The following is a 14,633-nucleotide window of genomic DNA, read 5'->3' on the forward strand; positions in this document are numbered from 1 at the left end:
GACGTTGACACCGCGTGCCATGGCTTCTAGCGTCACGTCTGCTGAAGGTACTAAGCGGTCGCTCACCGAACGGGCCGTTCTTCCGCAGGTCGATTTCCAGGGCGATCTCTCAAGGCGATTTCTCAAGGGCGAGGAGAACCAGCAATGTCCACCACTGAGCAGCGGGTAGCCGTGGTCACGGGCGCCGCGCGCGGCATCGGCGCCGCCACCGCCGTACGACTGGCGGCCGAGGGCCGTGCGGTCGCCGTGATCGATCTCGACGAGGCCGCCTGCAAGGACACCGTGGAGAAGATCACCGCGGCCGGCGGCCGGGCGATCGCCGTCGGCGCGGACGTCTCCGACGAGGCCCAGGTGCAGGCCGCGATCGCGCGCGTGGTCGAGGAGCTCGGCGCGCCGACGATCCTCGTGAACAACGCGGGCGTGCTCCGCGACAACCTGCTGTTCAAGATGAGCGTCTCCGACTGGGACACCGTCCTGAACGTGCACCTCAAGGGCTCGTTCCTGGTGACCAAGGCCGTCCAGAAGCACATGGTGGACGCGGGCTTCGGCCGGATCGTCAACCTGTCCTCGTCCTCGGCGCTCGGCAACCGCGGCCAGGCCAACTACTCCGCCGCCAAGGCCGGTCTCCAGGGCTTCACCAAGACCCTCGCCATCGAGCTCGGCAAGTTCGGCATCACCGCCAACGCCGTCGCCCCCGGCTTCATCGCCACCGACATGACCGCCGCCACCGCCGAGCGCGTCGGCATGGGCTTCGAGGAGTTCAAGGCCGCCGCCGCCACCCAGATCCCGGTCGCGCGCGTCGGCGAGCCCGACGACATCGCCAACGCCATCGCCTTCTTCACCGGCGAGGCGGCCGGATTCGTCTCCGGCCAGGTGCTGTACGTCGCCGGCGGACCGCTCGACTAGGGAAACAGGACCATGACTTCGCAACTCCCCGAGCCTTCGGGCAAGGTCGCGCTCATCACGGGCGCCAGCCGCGGCATCGGCTACGGCGTCGCCGAGGCGCTCGTCGCGCGCGGTGACCGGGTGGTCATCACCGGCCGCACCGAGGACGCCCTCAAGGAGGCCGTCGAGCGGCTCGGCGCCGAGCGCGCCGTCTACGTCGCCGGCAAGGCGCACGACGAGGACCACCAGAGGGTCGCCGTCGAGCGTGCCATGGACGCCTTCGGCCGCGTCGACTACCTGATCAACAACGCCGGCACCAACCCGGTGTTCGGACCCATCGCCGACCTCGACCTCAACGTGGCGCGCAAGGTCTTCGAGACCAACGTGATCTCCGCGCTCGGCTTCGCCCAGAAGACCTGGCACGCCTGGCAGAAGGACAACGGCGGCGCGATCGTCAACATCGCCTCCGTCGCGGGCATCGCGCCCTCGCCCTTCATCGCCGCCTACGGCGTCAGCAAGGCCGCGATGATCAACCTCACCCAGCAGCTCGCGCACGAGTTCGCGCCCAAGGTGCGGGTCAACGCGATCGCCCCGGCGGTCGTGAAGACCAAGTTCGCGCAGGCCCTGTACGAGGGCCGGGAGGCGGAGGCCGCCGCGTCCTACCCGCTGGCCCGGCTCGGCGTGCCCTCCGACATCGGCGGCGCCGCGGCCTTCCTCACCTCGGCGCAGTCCGACTGGGTCACCGGCCAGACCCTCGTCGTCGACGGCGGCATCTTCCTCAACGCCGGCGTGGGCTGACCCTCGTCGCCTCGGCACGGGCGTCCGTTGACACCGACGGCGCCCGTGTCGACGCACAAAAGCCGCACAGGGGCATTACAGGGTCATCACCCGTGCGGTGATCAAGCCGCCTGTGTCCGAACCGGTTGAGTGCGCGTTGCGCTGCGGTATGTTTTGCCGACTCTCGGCACGGCATTTCGAGGAGCAAGCGCGTGTTCAAGCGGAACCGATACCTGCCGCCTCTCGCGGCGCTCGTGTCCATATCCACGACGGCCGGATGCGGTGTGTTCTCCTCGGACTCGGCCGACAGCGACAAGTCGATCGTGGTGGGCACCACCAGCGCCCCGGCCACCCTCGACCCCGCGGCCTCCTGGGACAACTCCTGGGAGCTGTTCCGCAACGTCTACCAGACGCTCCTCAACTACTCGCCGGGCGCGTCCGACCCCGAGCCCGACGCCGCCGAGCACTGCGAGTTCACCGACTCGTCGAGCACCGTGTACTCCTGCACCCTGCGCGAGGGGCTGAAGTTCTCCAACGGGCACACCCTGGACGCCCAGGCCGTCAAGTACTCGATCGACCGGATCAAGAAGATCAACGTCAACGGCGGCCCCGCGGGCCTGCTGGGCACGCTCTCCCGGGTGCAGGTGAAGGGGGACCGCGAGGTCGTCTTCCGCCTCAGCCAGCCCGACGCCACCTTCCCCCTGGTGCTCACCACCCCGGCCATGTCGATCGTGGACCCCGAGGAGTACGCCGAGGACGCGGTCCGCAAGGACGGGAAGATCAGTGGCTCGGGGCCCTACGCCCTCGACTCCTACCAGGAGAGCGAGAAGGCCGAGCTGGTCCGCAACGACAACTACAAGGGCATCGCGGACCTCAGGAACAAGGCCGTCACCATCCGCTACTTCCCGCGGTCGGACCAGATGGTCAAGGCCCTCAAGAACAAGGAGATCTCGGTCGTCTACCGGGGGCTCGGCGCCGCCGACACCGTGGACATCGAGGTCAACCAGAAGAAGGAGGGGCTCCAGCTCATCGAGAACCCCACCACCGAGATCAGCTACCTGGTGTTCAACCCGAGCGACCCGTGGTCCGCGAAGCCCGCGGTCCGCAAGGCCGTCGCCCAGATCATCGACCGTCCGGCACTCGTCCACTACGTCTACAAGGACACCGTCGAGCCGCTGTACTCCATGGTCCCGGCCGGACTCACCGGCCACACCACGGGCTTCTTCGACGACTTCGGGGACCCCAGCGTGGCCAAGGCCAAGAAGTACCTCACCGAAGCGGGGATCACCGAGCGGGTCCCGCTCACCCTCTGGTACACCAGCGACCGCTACGGCTCCACGACCAAGCCCGCCTTCGAGGAGCTGAAGCGGCAGCTGGAGGCCTCCGGTCTCTTCAGGATCACCCTCAAGAGCCGCCCCTGGAAGACCTACGTCGAGGGCTACCAGAAGGGCGAGTACCCGGTGTTCGGGCGCGGCTGGTTCCCCGACTTCCACGACGCCGACAACTTCATCGCGCCCTTCGTGGGCAAGCAGAACGCGCTCGGCACCCCCTACGAGGCCCCCGAGATCACCGGCAAGCTGCTCCCGGAGTCGCGCGCGGAGAGCGACCGCGGGGCCGTCGGCCCGCAGATCGAGGAGGCCCAGCAGGTCTTCGTGGACGACACCCGGCTGGTGCCGCTGTGGCAGGGCAAGCAGTACGTGGCCGCGAGCGAGGAGGTCGCCGGGCTGGAGAGGGTCATCGACCCGGCGACCATGATGACGATGTGGGAGCTGTACTGGAAGACGAGCTGGTAGCAGCGACTGTCAGTGGGCGCCTGTAGGTTCTGAACCCTGCAAGTGACCGCACATCGTGAGGAATTGACGTGACCGACACCGCCATGCTGCCCGAGTCCTGGCGCGGGGTTCTGGGCGACGAGCTGCAGCAGCCGTACTTCAAGGAGCTGACGGAGTTCGTCGAGGACGAGCGGGCGAAGGGTCCCGTCTACCCGCCCCGCGAGGAGGTCTTCGCCGCCCTCGACGCGACGCCGTACGACCGGGTGAAGGTCCTGATCCTCGGTCAGGACCCCTACCACGGAGAGGGCCAGGGACACGGCCTGTGCTTCTCGGTCCGCCCCGGAGTGAAGACCCCGCCCTCCCTCCGGAACATCTACAAGGAGATGAAGGAGGAGCTGGGTCTGGAGATCCCGGACAACGGCTACCTCATGCCGTGGGCCCAGCAGGGCGTCCTGCTGCTCAACGCGGTGCTCACCGTCCGCTCCGGAGAGGCCAACTCGCACAAGGGCAAGGGCTGGGAGAAGTTCACCGACGCGGTGATCCGCGCGGTGGCCGAGCGGCCCGACCCGGCGGTCTTCGTGCTGTGGGGCAACTACGCGCAGAAGAAGCTCCCCCTGATCGACGAGAGCCGGCACGCCGTGGTCAAGGGCGCGCACCCCTCGCCGCTGTCGGCGAAGAAGTTCTTCGGCTCGCGTCCGTTCACGCAGATCAACGAGGCGGTCGCCCGGCAGGGCCACGAGCCCATCGACTGGACGATCCCGAACCTCGGCTGATTCCTCCGCCGGGCCGGTGCGGCACCGCCGGCCCGGTCCCGCCTGACCGGGATTGTCAGTGGTGGCGGCTAGCGTCGGGAAGGACAGCACGGCAGCCGACCAGGCCTGGAGGACGCGTGACGGAGCGACAGGAGCAGACGGCGCCGGATGCCGTGATGACACGGATCGGGCAGGTCGTCATGCTGTGCCACGCGGGGGACCGCGAGGAGGCCCGGCACCGCTTCCTGGAGCTGTGGGCGGAGATCGGCGAGGACGGCGACCCGCTGCACCGCTGCACCCTGGCCCACTACATGGCCGACGCCCAGGACGACCCCTGTGACGAACTCGCCTGGGACCTCAGGGCGTTGACGGCCGCCGAGGAACTCACCGACGACCGGACGGCCCGGCACCAGAGCGCGCTCGCCGTGCGCGCCCTGTACCCCTCGCTGCACCTCAACCTGGCCGCCGACTACGTCCGGCTCGCCCGCGCGGACGCCGCCCGCACCCATCTGCGCCGGGCCCGCAGGGCGGCGGACGCCCTGGGCGAGGACAGCTACAGCGACGGGGTGCGGGCGGCGATCAGCAGACTGGAGCTGCGGCTCGGCGAAGGAGGACCGACCGACGGCAGGTGGGGGCCGCCGCGTCAGCGGCCCTGAGCCTCCGGGGGCCTCAACGCCCGTAGGTCTGGTCGCAGATGACCGACTCCGGGCTGCCCTCCGGCCAGCGGCCGTACTTCCTGCCCAGCGCGCAGACGTCCTTCGGCCCCTTGGGCACGGACCTCGGAACCGCCTCGGCCACGTCCGGGATCTCGACGCGCCGCTGCCGGTGGTGCGGTACGTCCGGGTGCCACGGCTGCGGATGTGCCCGGCGCGCGGGGCGCTCCGGGTGCGCGGGATGCGCGTGCGCGGGCTGCCGGTCCTGCGGGTGCGCGGAGGCCGCCGCGGTTCCCGGGGCGCTGTCGCGGGGCGCGGTCGCACCCGGCTTCGAGCGCGGGGACGGATCGATCATGGACAGCGCCTCCTGGGCCGGGGCCTGCACGATCTGCGGCTCCGCCTGACCGTCCGGACGGGCGTCCCCCGGTTCCGGGAGCTGCGACGGCGCTGTCGTCGGCGGCGGCCCGGACACGGGTGGACGCTGGACCGTCACACAGCCGGTGAGGGCCGAGACAGCCACGGTGACCAGGAGCGTTGCGGTAGTCGTGGTTCGATGCACCCGCGTCACTCTGCTGGTCGGGGCCACCTCGGCGACAGCGGACAAGCGGAGGTTGCCCCGCACGGGTGATCTCCGACCCCGTACGGCGTGCTCAGGGCGTCCGGTGCTGACGTCAGTCGCCGGTGGAGCCGTCGAGCCGCTCGCGGATCAGGTCGGCGTGGCCGTTGTGACGGGCGTACTCCTCGATCATGTGGGTGTAGAGCCAGCGCAGGTTGTACCGCTCGCCGGTCCGGCGGTGCTTGCCCACGGTGATGTCGTCCAGGCCGAAGCGGGCCGCGTTCTCCCGGCTCCTGTCGATCTCGGCCTGCCAGGTGCCGTACGCCTCCTGCCAGGTGTCGGACTCGGTGAGGCGGAACTCGCCGTCCGGGTCGGCCTCGCTGTAGTAGATCGGTCCCGCGTCCTCGTCGGCCAGGACCCGGCGGAACCAGCTGCGCTCCACCTCCGCCATGTGCCGTACCAGGCCCATCAGGGAGAGCGTGGACGGCTCCACCGAGGCGGTCCTGAGCTGGGCGTCGGTCAGGCCCTCGCACTTCCAGGCGAGGGTCTGCCGGTGGTAGTCCAGCCAGCCCTCCAGCATGCTGCGTTCGTCGGCGGTGGTCGCGGGTTCCCGGCGCTGAGTCGTCATCCTCGCATCCTGACCCACCCGACCCCGCACCACCAGCGAATTCCCGGCCGCCGACCGGGCCCCGGAGCCCTCGCCGTATGCTTCCGGCAACGCTCTGGCCGGACAAGATGAGGGAGTCCACGTGAAGGTCGGCTGCATCGGACTCGGTGACATCGCGCAGAAGGCGTACCTGCCGGTGCTCGGCAGCCGGCCCGGCATCGAGCTGCACGTGCAGACGCGGACGCCGGCGACGCTGATCCGGGTCGCCGACGGGCTCCACCTGCCCGAGGGACAACGGCACCGGGACCTCGACTCCCTGCTCGCCCAGGACCTCGACGCGGCCTTCGTGCACGCGCCGACGGCCGTGCACCCCGAGATCGTCGCCCGGCTGCTGGAAGCGGGCGTACCGACCTACGTCGACAAGCCGCTCGCCTACGAACTGGCCGACTCCGAACGGCTGGTGGCGCTCGCCGAGCAGCGGGACGTGAGCCTGGCCGTCGGCTTCAACCGGCGCTTCGCCCCCGGGTACACGCAGTGCGCCGAGCATCCGCGCGAGCTGATCCTCATGCAGAAGAACCGGATCGGGCTCCCGGAGGAGCCGCGCGCGATGATCCTCGACGACTTCATCCACGTCGTCGACACCCTGCGGTTCCTGGTGCCGGGGCCGGTCGACGACGTGACGGTACGCGCGCGCGTGGCGGACGGGCTGCTGCACCACGTCGTGCTCCAGCTCGCCGGGGACGGCTTCACCGCGCTCGGGGTGATGAACCGGCTCAGCGGCTCGGCCGAGGAGATCCTGGAGGTGTCCGGGCAGGACACCAAGCGGCAGGTGCTCAACCTGTCCGACGTCATCGACCACAAGGGCCAGCCGACCGTGCGACGACGCGGCGACTGGGTGCCGGTGGCCCGGCAGCGCGGCATCGAGCAGGCGGTGCTCACCTTCCTCGACGCCGTCCGCGCGGGCAAGGTGCTCAGCGCCCGGGACGCGCTGGCGACCCATGAGCTGTGCGAGCGGGTGGTACGCGCGGTGCAGGAGCGGGCCGCCTGAACCGCCGGCCCCACTCGACGGCGCACCACACGGCGAGCACGAGCAGGGCCGCGTGCACCGGCCAGTCGCCGAAGCGGACGTACGGCGTCGTCCCGGTCGCCAGCGGTACCTCGTACACGCGGGAGGTGCTGGCGTCGGTGCCGACCCACCGGCCGACGCGCTGTCCGCTCGCGTCGTACACGGCGGAGACCCCGGTCAGGGTCGAGTGCACCATCGGACGGCCGGACTCGGCCGCGCGCAGGGCGGCGAGCGAGGCGTGCTGCTCGGGGGCCCAGCTCTGCTGGAAGGACGAGGTCGCCGACTGGGCGACCAGCAACCGGGCGCCCTCCTCGGCGAGATGACGGCTCATGTCGGGGAACGCCGACTCGAAGCACACCATCGGACCGACCTTCAGCCCGTGGCCGACGTCCATCACGACCTGTTCGGAGCCGTGCCTGCGGTTCTCGGCGGCCGCCTTGCCGACCGAGGTGACCCAGCCGAGCAGGGAGCGGGCCGGGATGTACTCGCCGAAGGGGACCAGGCGCATCTTGTCGTAGCGGTCGCCGGTGAGCCCGTCGGGGCCGACCAGGACCGAACTCTTGTAGATGCCGGGCTTGTCGGAGCGGCGGGCGTCCACGTTGACGAGGATGTCGGCGCCGGTCTCCGCGGACAGCGCCGCGATCCGTTTCGCCAGGTCGGGCCGGTCGCCGAGGTCGAAGCCGACACTGCTCTCGCCCCAGACGACCAGGTCGACGTCCTGCCCGGCGAGGTCGCGGGTGAGCTGCTCCTCGCGGGCGAAGCGCCGGTCGGGGCCGTCGACGACACCGGGCTGGACGACCGCGATCCGGGTGCTCCCTTCGGTGTCGGGGCGCGGCGACCACATCCAGGCCGCCGAGGTCACCGCCGCGCAGGCGACCAGGCCCGCCACCGCGGGCACCCGGGACGCACGGACCGTCGCCAGCAGGGCGAACGCCACGTTGACGGCCACGATCAGGAAGCTGATCAGCCAGACCCCGCCCACCGAGGCCAGCCGCAGCGCGGGTGCGACCTCCCACTGGCTGGCGCCGAGCACGCCCCAGGGGCCGCCGAGCCCCTGCCAGGAGCGGACGAGCTCGATGCCGAGCCAGCCCGAGGGCAGTACGGCCAGGGCGGCGACGGCCCGGCCGCGCGAGGGCGTCCCGGCCAGGAGGTGGCGCACCAGCGCACCCCAGGGGGCCCACAGCGCGCCGAGCAGGGCGCCGATGACGAAGATGAACACGCTCAGGCTCGGCAGCAGCCAGTGGTGCATCCCGACCATGAACCCGAAACCGCCGGCCCAGCCGTCGTACGCCGCCCGTTTCGCCGTGGGCGCCGAGCGGATCAGCGCGATCCACGGGACGAGGGCGACGTAGGCGAACCACCACAGCGACGGGGCCGGGAACGCGAGGACGGGGAGGGCGCCCGCCAGCACCGCGACGGTCGAGCGCCGCCACGGGGAGGCAAGCCAGTGGCCGAACGTGTTCATACGGCGCCTCCTACCCCGTGCGGGTCTCCGAAGTGCGTGCGGTTGACCACCCGAGGGTGTCGGCTCAGTTGATCACAGGTGCGGGCCGGGGGTCCGGCAGACGCCGCCACTTCTCCCGTACGACGACCTCGCTGAGCCGCCAGCCGTCGTCCGTGCGCAGCAGGGCGAAGGCGTAGCGGCCGCCGCAGACGAAGTCGGGGGCGGTGGAGGGGGTGTCGGCGGCGAGACGCATGGGGTTGAGGTAGTCGGCCTGGACGCGGGCCGTGTCGCCGGTGTCCTGGTCCAGGGTGCCGAACCGGACGCGGCGGTTGACGATCAGGTGCTGTCGCATCGAGAACGGCGCCAGGCTCTCCGCGAGCCATGCGGCGACCCGCCGCGCGTCCCCCTCCACCCCGCCCGCCGAGCGGTAGTCGGCCCGTCCGCCGGACGTGAACAGTCCTCGGTACGCCTCCCAATCGCCGTCGTCCACGGCCACGGCGTAGTCGGTGACGAGTGCGTCCACGGCCAGCCGGTCCATCACGGTCGCGAGCTCCACACGCTGCGTCATCGGCTCAGTGTTGGGCATGGGACGGGCCGAGCCAAGGGGCGTGCGGTGACATTCGGACGGCCCGGCCGTGGCTCGCCCGGCGGGAGATGTTTCTCAGCCGTCGGCCAGGACGTCGACCGGCCAGGCGGCCGAGTGGGGGCCGAACCTGTTCTCGGCCGCGAGGGCGACCAGGCGGGCGTTGCGCTGCTCGGCCTCGGGGCCGTCCGGCACGTGGTAGTCGTGCCCGGCCCGGACGGAACCGGCCTGCACGGCCGTCGCGGCCGGGGCCCGTCTGCGGACGTACCGGTCCAGCGCGTCGGGCACCTCGTCGGGGGCCGCGCCGGTGAGGCAGTCGCCGAGGACGGCCGCGTCCATGACGGCCTGGGCAGCGCCCTGGGCCTGGAAGGGCACCATCGCGTGGGCGCTGTCGCCGAGGAGGGTGACCCGGCCGACGTTCCAGCGGGGGAGCGGGGCGCGGCTGTGGATGCCGTAGCGGAAGACCTGGCCCGCGCGGTCGAGGAGGGTCAGCAGCCGTGGGTCCCAGCCGGCGAAGGTGCGCACCTGCTCGCCGGGTTCCGCCCGCGCGGTCCACGACTCCTGGGCCGCCCGGTCGGTCACGAACACGGCCACGACGTTGAGGAGTCGGCCGTGGCGCAGCCAGTAGTGGACGACATGGCGGTTCGGGCCGAGCCAGAGGGCGTACTCCGGGAGGTCCAGGTCGGCGACCTCGGCGGCCGGGAGCAGGGCCCGGTAGGCGGCTGTGTGCGAGAACACCGCCTCGTCCGCGCCGAAGAGCCACTGACGGGCGGCGGAGCGGATGCCGTCGGCGGCCACGACGAGGTCGGCGTCCAGGCGTTCACCGCTCGCCGTGGTCACCCGGGCCCCCTTGTCGTCCTGGTCGATCCCCACGACGGCGGTCGCCAGGCGCAGCGAGCCGGGCGGTACGGCGGCGACCAGGACCCGTTGCAGATCGGCCCGGTGGAGCTGGAGGTAGGGCGCCCCGAACTCCTCCTCCACGTCCGGGCCGATGACGTAGCGACAGATCTCCGAGCCGTCGGACCAGGTGCGGAAGCTCACGTGGGAGGGGCGGGCGGCGTGTTCCGCGACGGCGTCGAGCAGGCCCAGCCGGCGCAGTACGCGGGTGGCGTTGGGGGCGAGCTGGATGCCGGCGCCGATCTCGGAGAGCCGCCGCGACTGCTCGACGAGCGTCACGTCATGGCCGGCCCGGCGCAGGCTCAGCGTCGCGGTGAGACCACCGATGCCGGCGCCCACGACGATCGCTCTCATGGCATGACCTCACTTCGAGGAACGCGCCTGCTGCCTGGGGGGAGTTCAGGCTGCCTTGATGACGTCACCGCGGATCGCGGCCGCCCATTCGACCACCAACAGCTCGTACTCCGCGCGCTCCTGTGCCGACAGTGTGCCGCCGGCGCGCATCCACAGCGCCCGGATCTGCTCGTTCACCTCGGCAGCGGACCGCACGGAACCAGGGGTCACGGAATCGGGGGACATGCGCACAAGCCTAGGGGCAAGCACTGACAGTGCGCTACCGGACGGCTACGCACAACGTATGTGATGGGTCACGGGTTTCGGGGCGGGCGCCCCGTGACGGTGCCGCGGACGGGCCTCGTCCGGGGAGTCCGGCAGGCGGGCGGGCAGAGTGTCGGTGTCGATGGCGTCGAGGCCGCGCGTGACCTCGACGACGGCCGCGGGGACGAGGAAGCCGGGGCGGGTCCCCGAAGCCGTCGTGGACGTCGAGGTGGTCCGGGAAGCCGGGAGCAGCGTCCGGGTCGCCGGAGACCGCGCGGTCCGGCAGGGCCACCGTGCCGGCGTCGACGCCCGACCCGCGGCAGTGCCGGATGAGCCCCCACACCGCCCAGCCGGTGTCCAGGAGGTCCTCCGGCCTGACCCGCGCGAACCGCTGTGTCAGGGCCACCTGTGGCTCAGCCCGCCGACTCCGCCGCGTGCGGGCTCAGGACGCCCATCGTGACCAGGGCGATGATGACGATGCCGAGGGCGATCCGGTACCAGACGAAGGGCATGAAGCTCTTGGTCGAGATGAACTTCATGAACCAGGCGATGACCGCGTAGCCGACGACGAAGGCGATCACCGTGGCGAAGATCGTCGGACCCCAGGAGACGTGGTCGCTCTCCAGCGCGTCCTTCAACTCGAAGAGCCCGGAGGCCAGTACGGCCGGAATGGCGAGGAGGAAGGAGTAGCGGGCCGCGGACTCGCGCTTGTAGCCCATGAAGAGGCCGCCGCTGATGGTGGCGCCGGAGCGGGAGACCCCGGGCACGAGGGCCATGGCCTGGCACATGCCGAAGATCAGGCCGTCCTTCACGCCGAGGTTCTCAAGTCCCTTGCGCTGCTTGGGTGCCCGGTGCCGCCCGCCGGTCTCGTCGCGCGCCGCCAGCCGGTCGGCGACGCCGATGACGATTCCGACGACGATCAGCATGGTGGCGGTGATGCGCAGATCGCGGAACGGCCCCTCGATCTGGTCCTTGAACAGCAGCCCCAGCACCCCGATGGGGATGGACCCGACGATCACCAGCCAGCCCATCTGGGCGTCGTGGTCGCTGCGCAGCTCCTTCTTGACGAGGGAACGGCTCCACGTCGCCACGATCCGCCCGATGTCCTTGCGGAAGTAGATCAGGACGGCGGCCTCGGTGCCGATCTGGGTGATCGCGGTGAAGGCCGCCCCGGGGTCCTTCCAGCCCGAGAAGGCCGCGGTCAGCCGCAGGTGCGCGCTGGAGGAGACGGGGAGGAACTCGGTCAGCCCCTGGACGAGTCCGAGGATGAGTGATTCGAACCAAGACATGAAGTTACGGCGTCCAAGTGCTGGTCGTGTGACGGAAGTCGGGCGCGCCGCATCACCGGGCGCGGTGATCGGGGTGCGAGGGCAGCGTAGCGCCCCGCGGTGACGGCCCGGCCACAGGGGCGGTCGGGCCCGGACGCGCGACCGGTTAGGGCCTACGCGGCGGTCGGGCCCGACACCGTCCAGCCGGGGGCCTGCGGGTGGGACGTCAGGTCCTCGTGTACGACCGTGCCGCGGCAGGCGGAGCAGACGACGACGGGCTCCAGTTCATGGCCGCAGACGTGCTCCAGGACCATGGGCCGGTCGTCGTCCTTGCGCAGGTGCCGGTCGCCCCATGCCATGAGCGTCAGCAGCACCGGCTCCAGTTCCAGTCCCGCCTGGGTGGGCCGGTACTCGAAGCGCTGCGGCCGCTCGCTGTAGACCCGCTTGGTCAGGATCCCGGCGTCGACCAGCCGGCGCAGCCGGGTGGCCAGGACGTCGCGCGGGACCCCGATGTTGCGCACGAGCTGGTCGAAGCGGCCGTTGCCCAGGCAGACCTCGCGCAGCACGAGCAGGGAGTACTTCTCGCCGACGAGCGCCAGGGCGTCGGCGATGGAGCAGGGGCGCGGGTCTCGGGTGGCGGCCATGATGCCCAGTCTAGGCGAGGGTTTGGTTCTCCAACTTAAAGGGTTTGATTTTCCAACTCGCAAGGCTATGGTGAGTTTGGATTTCCTACTCGCCGGTAATCGCCCTCATTGATGGAGGCACGCACCATGCGTGACGCAGTCATCGTCGAAGCCGTACGCACCCCCGTGGGCAAGGGCAAGCCGAACGGCTCCCTCGCGCACGTGCACCCCGTCGAACTCCTCGCCCACACCCTGCGCACCCTCGTGGAGCGCTCCGGCGTCGACCCGGCCCTCATCGACGACGTCATCGGCGGCACCGTCGACCAGGTCGGCGAGCAGGCCATGAACACCACCCGCTACGCGGCCCTGTCGGCCGGCTTCCCCGAGACGGTCCCGGCGACCACCGTGGACCGCCAGTGCGGCTCCTCCCAGCAGGCCGTGCACTTCGCCGCGCAGGGCGTGATCGCCGGCGCCTACGACATCGTCGTCGCCTGCGGGGTCGAGTCGATGAGCCGCGTGCCGATGTGGTCCAACGTCCCCGAGGGCAAGGACCCCTTCGGTCCCGGCATCGCCGCACGCTACGAGGAGGGCCTGGTCCCGCAGGGCATCAGCGCCGAGCTCATCGCCGCCAAGTGGTCGATCTCGCGCGAGCAGATGGACGCGTTCGCCGTCTCCTCGCACCGGAAGGCCGCGGCCGCCTGGGAGCAGGGCCTCTTCGACGCCGAGGTCGCGCCCCTGGAGGGCGTCACGCGCGACGAGTGCGTACGCCCGGGCAGCACCACCGAGATCCTCGCCGGCCTCAAGCCCGCCTACTACGACCCGGCCTTCGCCGAGCGCTTCCCCCAGATCGAGTGGAACGTCACGGCGGGCAACGCCAGCCCCGTCAACGACGGGGCCTCGGCCGTCCTGATCATGTCGAGCGAGACCGCCGAACGCCTGGGCCTGCGTCCCCTGGCCCGCCTGCACTCGTTCGCCGTCACCGGCTCCGACCCGATCCTCATGCTGACCGGAGTGGTGCCGGCCACCGAGAAGGTCCTGCGCCGGGCCGGTCTCACCGTCGACGACATCGACCTCTTCGAGGTCAACGAGGCGTTCTCCAGCGTGGTCCTGGCCTGGCAGCAGGAGACGGGGGCGGACCTGGCCAAGGTCAACGTCCACGGGGGTGCGATCGCGATCGGCCATCCCCTGGGCGCGAGCGGCACCCGGCTGACGACGACGCTGGTGCACGCGATGCGGGAACGCGGGGCCCGTTACGCCCTCCAGACCATGTGCGAGGCGGGCGGACTGGCCAACGCGATGATCCTCGAAAGGGTGTGAGGAGCGCCTTCCGGAACGCGGCCGGCGCCGCGCGGTCAGGCGCTCAGGGGCGGCGCAGCCGGTGCCGCTTGCGCCACGCCACGATCGCCCCCGCCAGGCCCGGCAGGGCGATCGCAGCCAGGGCGATCACAAAGGCCGGCGAGGTGGGCGCCGAAGCCCGCGCCCCGGCGACGACGTACGCGGCGGTGTTCGGGATCGACCCGAGCGCCGTCGCCGCGAGGAACGGGACACAGCCCATGCGGGAGACCGCGGCGCAGTAGTTCGCCGCGGCGAACGGCACACCGGGAAACAGCCGGGCCGCCAGCATCGAGCGGAAGCCGTGCCGGCTCAACTGCCCGTCCGCCGCCTTCAGCCACCGCCCCCGCAGCAACGGCCGCAGCGCGTCCTGCCCGAGGCCCCGGCCCAGCCCGAAGGCGATGCCCGCCCCGAGGACCGTGCCGGCGAGCGCCGACGCCAGCCCGAGCTGCGACCCGAAGAGCGCGCCCGCGGCGAGGTTGAGCAGCGGTCGCGGTACGAACGCCACCGTGCACAGCCCGTACGCCACCCCGAAGACGACCGCGGCCGCGACCCCGCCGAGCTGGGGCGGCCAGCCGTCCGAGAGCAGTCTCTGCGGCTCGAACAGCAGGACCGTGGACGCGGCGCCCGCGAGCAGCGCGACCAGCAAGGAGAGCCGGGACCACGGCGACAGCAGCACTCTCGAGCAGCGGGCGGTGAGACGCACCGGAGCGGGGACGGGGAGAGCGAGCTCCGTGGCGAGGGCCGGGGGAGTGGCCGTGGCGGTGCCCCCAGAGCGGGTGGTGGCATCGAGCATCCTGTGACGGTAACCGACACCGGCG

At 71.3% G+C, this 14,633-nt stretch carries 16 protein-coding genes; 7 read left to right on the forward strand and 9 right to left on the reverse strand.

Features of this window, described 5'->3' with window-relative positions:
• Positions 1-144 precede the first annotated feature (144 nt).
• From fabG to ACIQJT_RS09325, 5 genes are all read left to right on the forward strand, one after another.
• Positions 145-906: a 3-oxoacyl-ACP reductase FabG gene (fabG, locus tag ACIQJT_RS09305; RefSeq protein WP_053850690.1), complete on the forward strand. Its 762-nt coding sequence runs from the start codon at positions 145-147 to the stop codon at positions 904-906.
• Between the two features lie 12 nt (positions 907-918).
• Positions 919-1,683, forward strand: a complete 765-nt coding sequence (locus tag ACIQJT_RS09310) for an SDR family oxidoreductase (protein ID WP_365448418.1) — start codon at positions 919-921, stop codon at positions 1,681-1,683.
• 191 nt (positions 1,684-1,874) lie between these two features.
• A complete protein-coding gene (locus tag ACIQJT_RS09315; RefSeq protein ID WP_402641423.1) occupies positions 1,875-3,455 on the forward strand; it encodes an ABC transporter substrate-binding protein in 1,581 nt (526 codons plus the stop codon).
• 68 nt (positions 3,456-3,523) lie between these two features.
• Complete coding sequence (locus tag ACIQJT_RS09320; RefSeq protein WP_365448422.1) at positions 3,524-4,207, forward strand: uracil-DNA glycosylase; 684 nt, start codon at positions 3,524-3,526, stop codon at positions 4,205-4,207.
• Positions 4,208-4,323: 116 nt separating this feature from the next.
• Entirely contained in the window at positions 4,324-4,842 is a 519-nt protein-coding gene (locus ACIQJT_RS09325; RefSeq protein ID WP_402641426.1) for a hypothetical protein, read from the forward strand.
• 13 nt (positions 4,843-4,855) lie between these two features.
• Here ACIQJT_RS09325 and ACIQJT_RS09330 read toward each other — a convergent pair whose 3' ends face one another.
• Both ACIQJT_RS09330 and ACIQJT_RS09335 read right to left on the reverse strand, forming a co-directional pair.
• On the reverse strand, positions 4,856-5,359 hold the full coding sequence (locus ACIQJT_RS09330) for a hypothetical protein (RefSeq protein ID WP_402641429.1): 504 nt from the start codon (positions 5,357-5,359) through the stop codon (positions 4,856-4,858).
• Between the two features lie 151 nt (positions 5,360-5,510).
• Positions 5,511-6,023 carry a DinB family protein gene (locus ACIQJT_RS09335; protein WP_053850684.1) on the reverse strand — a complete coding sequence of 171 codons (513 nt, stop codon included), beginning with the start codon at positions 6,021-6,023 and terminating at the stop codon, positions 5,511-5,513.
• Between the two features lie 121 nt (positions 6,024-6,144).
• Here ACIQJT_RS09335 and ACIQJT_RS09340 point away from each other — a divergent pair, with 121 nt between their 5' ends.
• Positions 6,145-7,050: a Gfo/Idh/MocA family protein gene (locus ACIQJT_RS09340; protein ID WP_402641432.1), complete on the forward strand. Its 906-nt coding sequence runs from the start codon at positions 6,145-6,147 to the stop codon at positions 7,048-7,050.
• Here the strand turns inward: ACIQJT_RS09340 and lnt are convergent.
• The 6 genes from lnt to ACIQJT_RS09370 form a co-directional block, all read right to left on the reverse strand.
• A complete protein-coding gene (gene lnt, locus ACIQJT_RS09345; RefSeq protein WP_402641435.1) occupies positions 6,974-8,533 on the reverse strand; it encodes an apolipoprotein N-acyltransferase in 1,560 nt (519 codons plus the stop codon). The genes ACIQJT_RS09340 and lnt overlap by 77 nt on opposite strands.
• A 64-nt stretch (positions 8,534-8,597) precedes the next feature.
• Positions 8,598-9,080, reverse strand: a complete 483-nt coding sequence (locus ACIQJT_RS09350) for a nuclear transport factor 2 family protein (protein WP_365448434.1) — start codon at positions 9,078-9,080, stop codon at positions 8,598-8,600.
• Positions 9,081-9,173: 93 nt separating this feature from the next.
• A complete protein-coding gene (locus ACIQJT_RS09355) occupies positions 9,174-10,346 on the reverse strand; it encodes an FAD-dependent monooxygenase (RefSeq protein WP_402641437.1) in 1,173 nt (390 codons plus the stop codon).
• Between the two features lie 45 nt (positions 10,347-10,391).
• Positions 10,392-10,571 (reverse strand): hypothetical protein, encoded by a 180-nt coding sequence (locus ACIQJT_RS09360; protein WP_078936148.1) that lies wholly within the window; start codon positions 10,569-10,571, stop codon positions 10,392-10,394.
• 431 nt (positions 10,572-11,002) lie between these two features.
• Positions 11,003-11,878, reverse strand: a complete 876-nt coding sequence (locus ACIQJT_RS09365; protein WP_402641440.1) for an undecaprenyl-diphosphate phosphatase — start codon at positions 11,876-11,878, stop codon at positions 11,003-11,005.
• Positions 11,879-12,030: 152 nt separating this feature from the next.
• The gene (locus ACIQJT_RS09370) at positions 12,031-12,501 is read right to left on the reverse strand and encodes a winged helix-turn-helix transcriptional regulator (RefSeq protein WP_402641443.1); all 471 of its coding nucleotides are present in this window, start codon (positions 12,499-12,501) and stop codon (positions 12,031-12,033) included.
• Between the two features lie 126 nt (positions 12,502-12,627).
• Here ACIQJT_RS09370 and ACIQJT_RS09375 point away from each other — a divergent pair, with 126 nt between their 5' ends.
• Positions 12,628-13,797, forward strand: coding sequence for a thiolase family protein (locus ACIQJT_RS09375; protein WP_402641446.1), 1,170 nt, complete (start codon positions 12,628-12,630; stop codon positions 13,795-13,797).
• Positions 13,798-13,840: 43 nt separating this feature from the next.
• Here the strand turns inward: ACIQJT_RS09375 and ACIQJT_RS09380 are convergent, their stop codons facing one another.
• Complete coding sequence (locus ACIQJT_RS09380; RefSeq protein WP_402641448.1) at positions 13,841-14,608, reverse strand: TVP38/TMEM64 family protein; 768 nt, start codon at positions 14,606-14,608, stop codon at positions 13,841-13,843.
• Positions 14,609-14,633 lie beyond the last annotated feature (25 nt).

It is taken from the genome of Streptomyces sp. NPDC091972, from assembly GCF_044756385.1.
Classification (GTDB): domain Bacteria; phylum Actinomycetota; class Actinomycetes; order Streptomycetales; family Streptomycetaceae; genus Streptomyces.

Bases quoted from the DNA above. Each gene is read 5' to 3' on its own strand.
- fabG (WP_053850690.1), top strand. From the start codon at position 145: ATGTCCACCACTGAGCAGCGGGTAGCCGTGGTCACGGGCGCCGCGCGC.
- ACIQJT_RS09310 (WP_365448418.1), top strand. From the start codon at position 919: ATGACTTCGCAACTCCCCGAGCCTTCGGGCAAGGTCGCGCTCATCACG.
- ACIQJT_RS09335 (WP_053850684.1), bottom strand. From the start codon at position 6,023: ATGACGACTCAGCGCCGGGAACCCGCGACCACCGCCGACGAACGCAGC.
- lnt (WP_402641435.1), bottom strand. From the start codon at position 8,533: ATGAACACGTTCGGCCACTGGCTTGCCTCCCCGTGGCGGCGCTCGACC.
- ACIQJT_RS09350 (WP_365448434.1), bottom strand. From the start codon at position 9,080: ATGACGCAGCGTGTGGAGCTCGCGACCGTGATGGACCGGCTGGCCGTG.
- ACIQJT_RS09355 (WP_402641437.1), bottom strand. From the start codon at position 10,346: ATGAGAGCGATCGTCGTGGGCGCCGGCATCGGTGGTCTCACCGCGACG.
- ACIQJT_RS09360 (WP_078936148.1), bottom strand. From the start codon at position 10,571: ATGTCCCCCGATTCCGTGACCCCTGGTTCCGTGCGGTCCGCTGCCGAG.
- ACIQJT_RS09365 (WP_402641440.1), bottom strand. From the start codon at position 11,878: ATGTCTTGGTTCGAATCACTCATCCTCGGACTCGTCCAGGGGCTGACC.
- ACIQJT_RS09370 (WP_402641443.1), bottom strand. From the start codon at position 12,501: ATGGCCGCCACCCGAGACCCGCGCCCCTGCTCCATCGCCGACGCCCTG.
- ACIQJT_RS09375 (WP_402641446.1), top strand. From the start codon at position 12,628: ATGCGTGACGCAGTCATCGTCGAAGCCGTACGCACCCCCGTGGGCAAG.
- ACIQJT_RS09380 (WP_402641448.1), bottom strand. From the start codon at position 14,608: ATGCTCGATGCCACCACCCGCTCTGGGGGCACCGCCACGGCCACTCCC.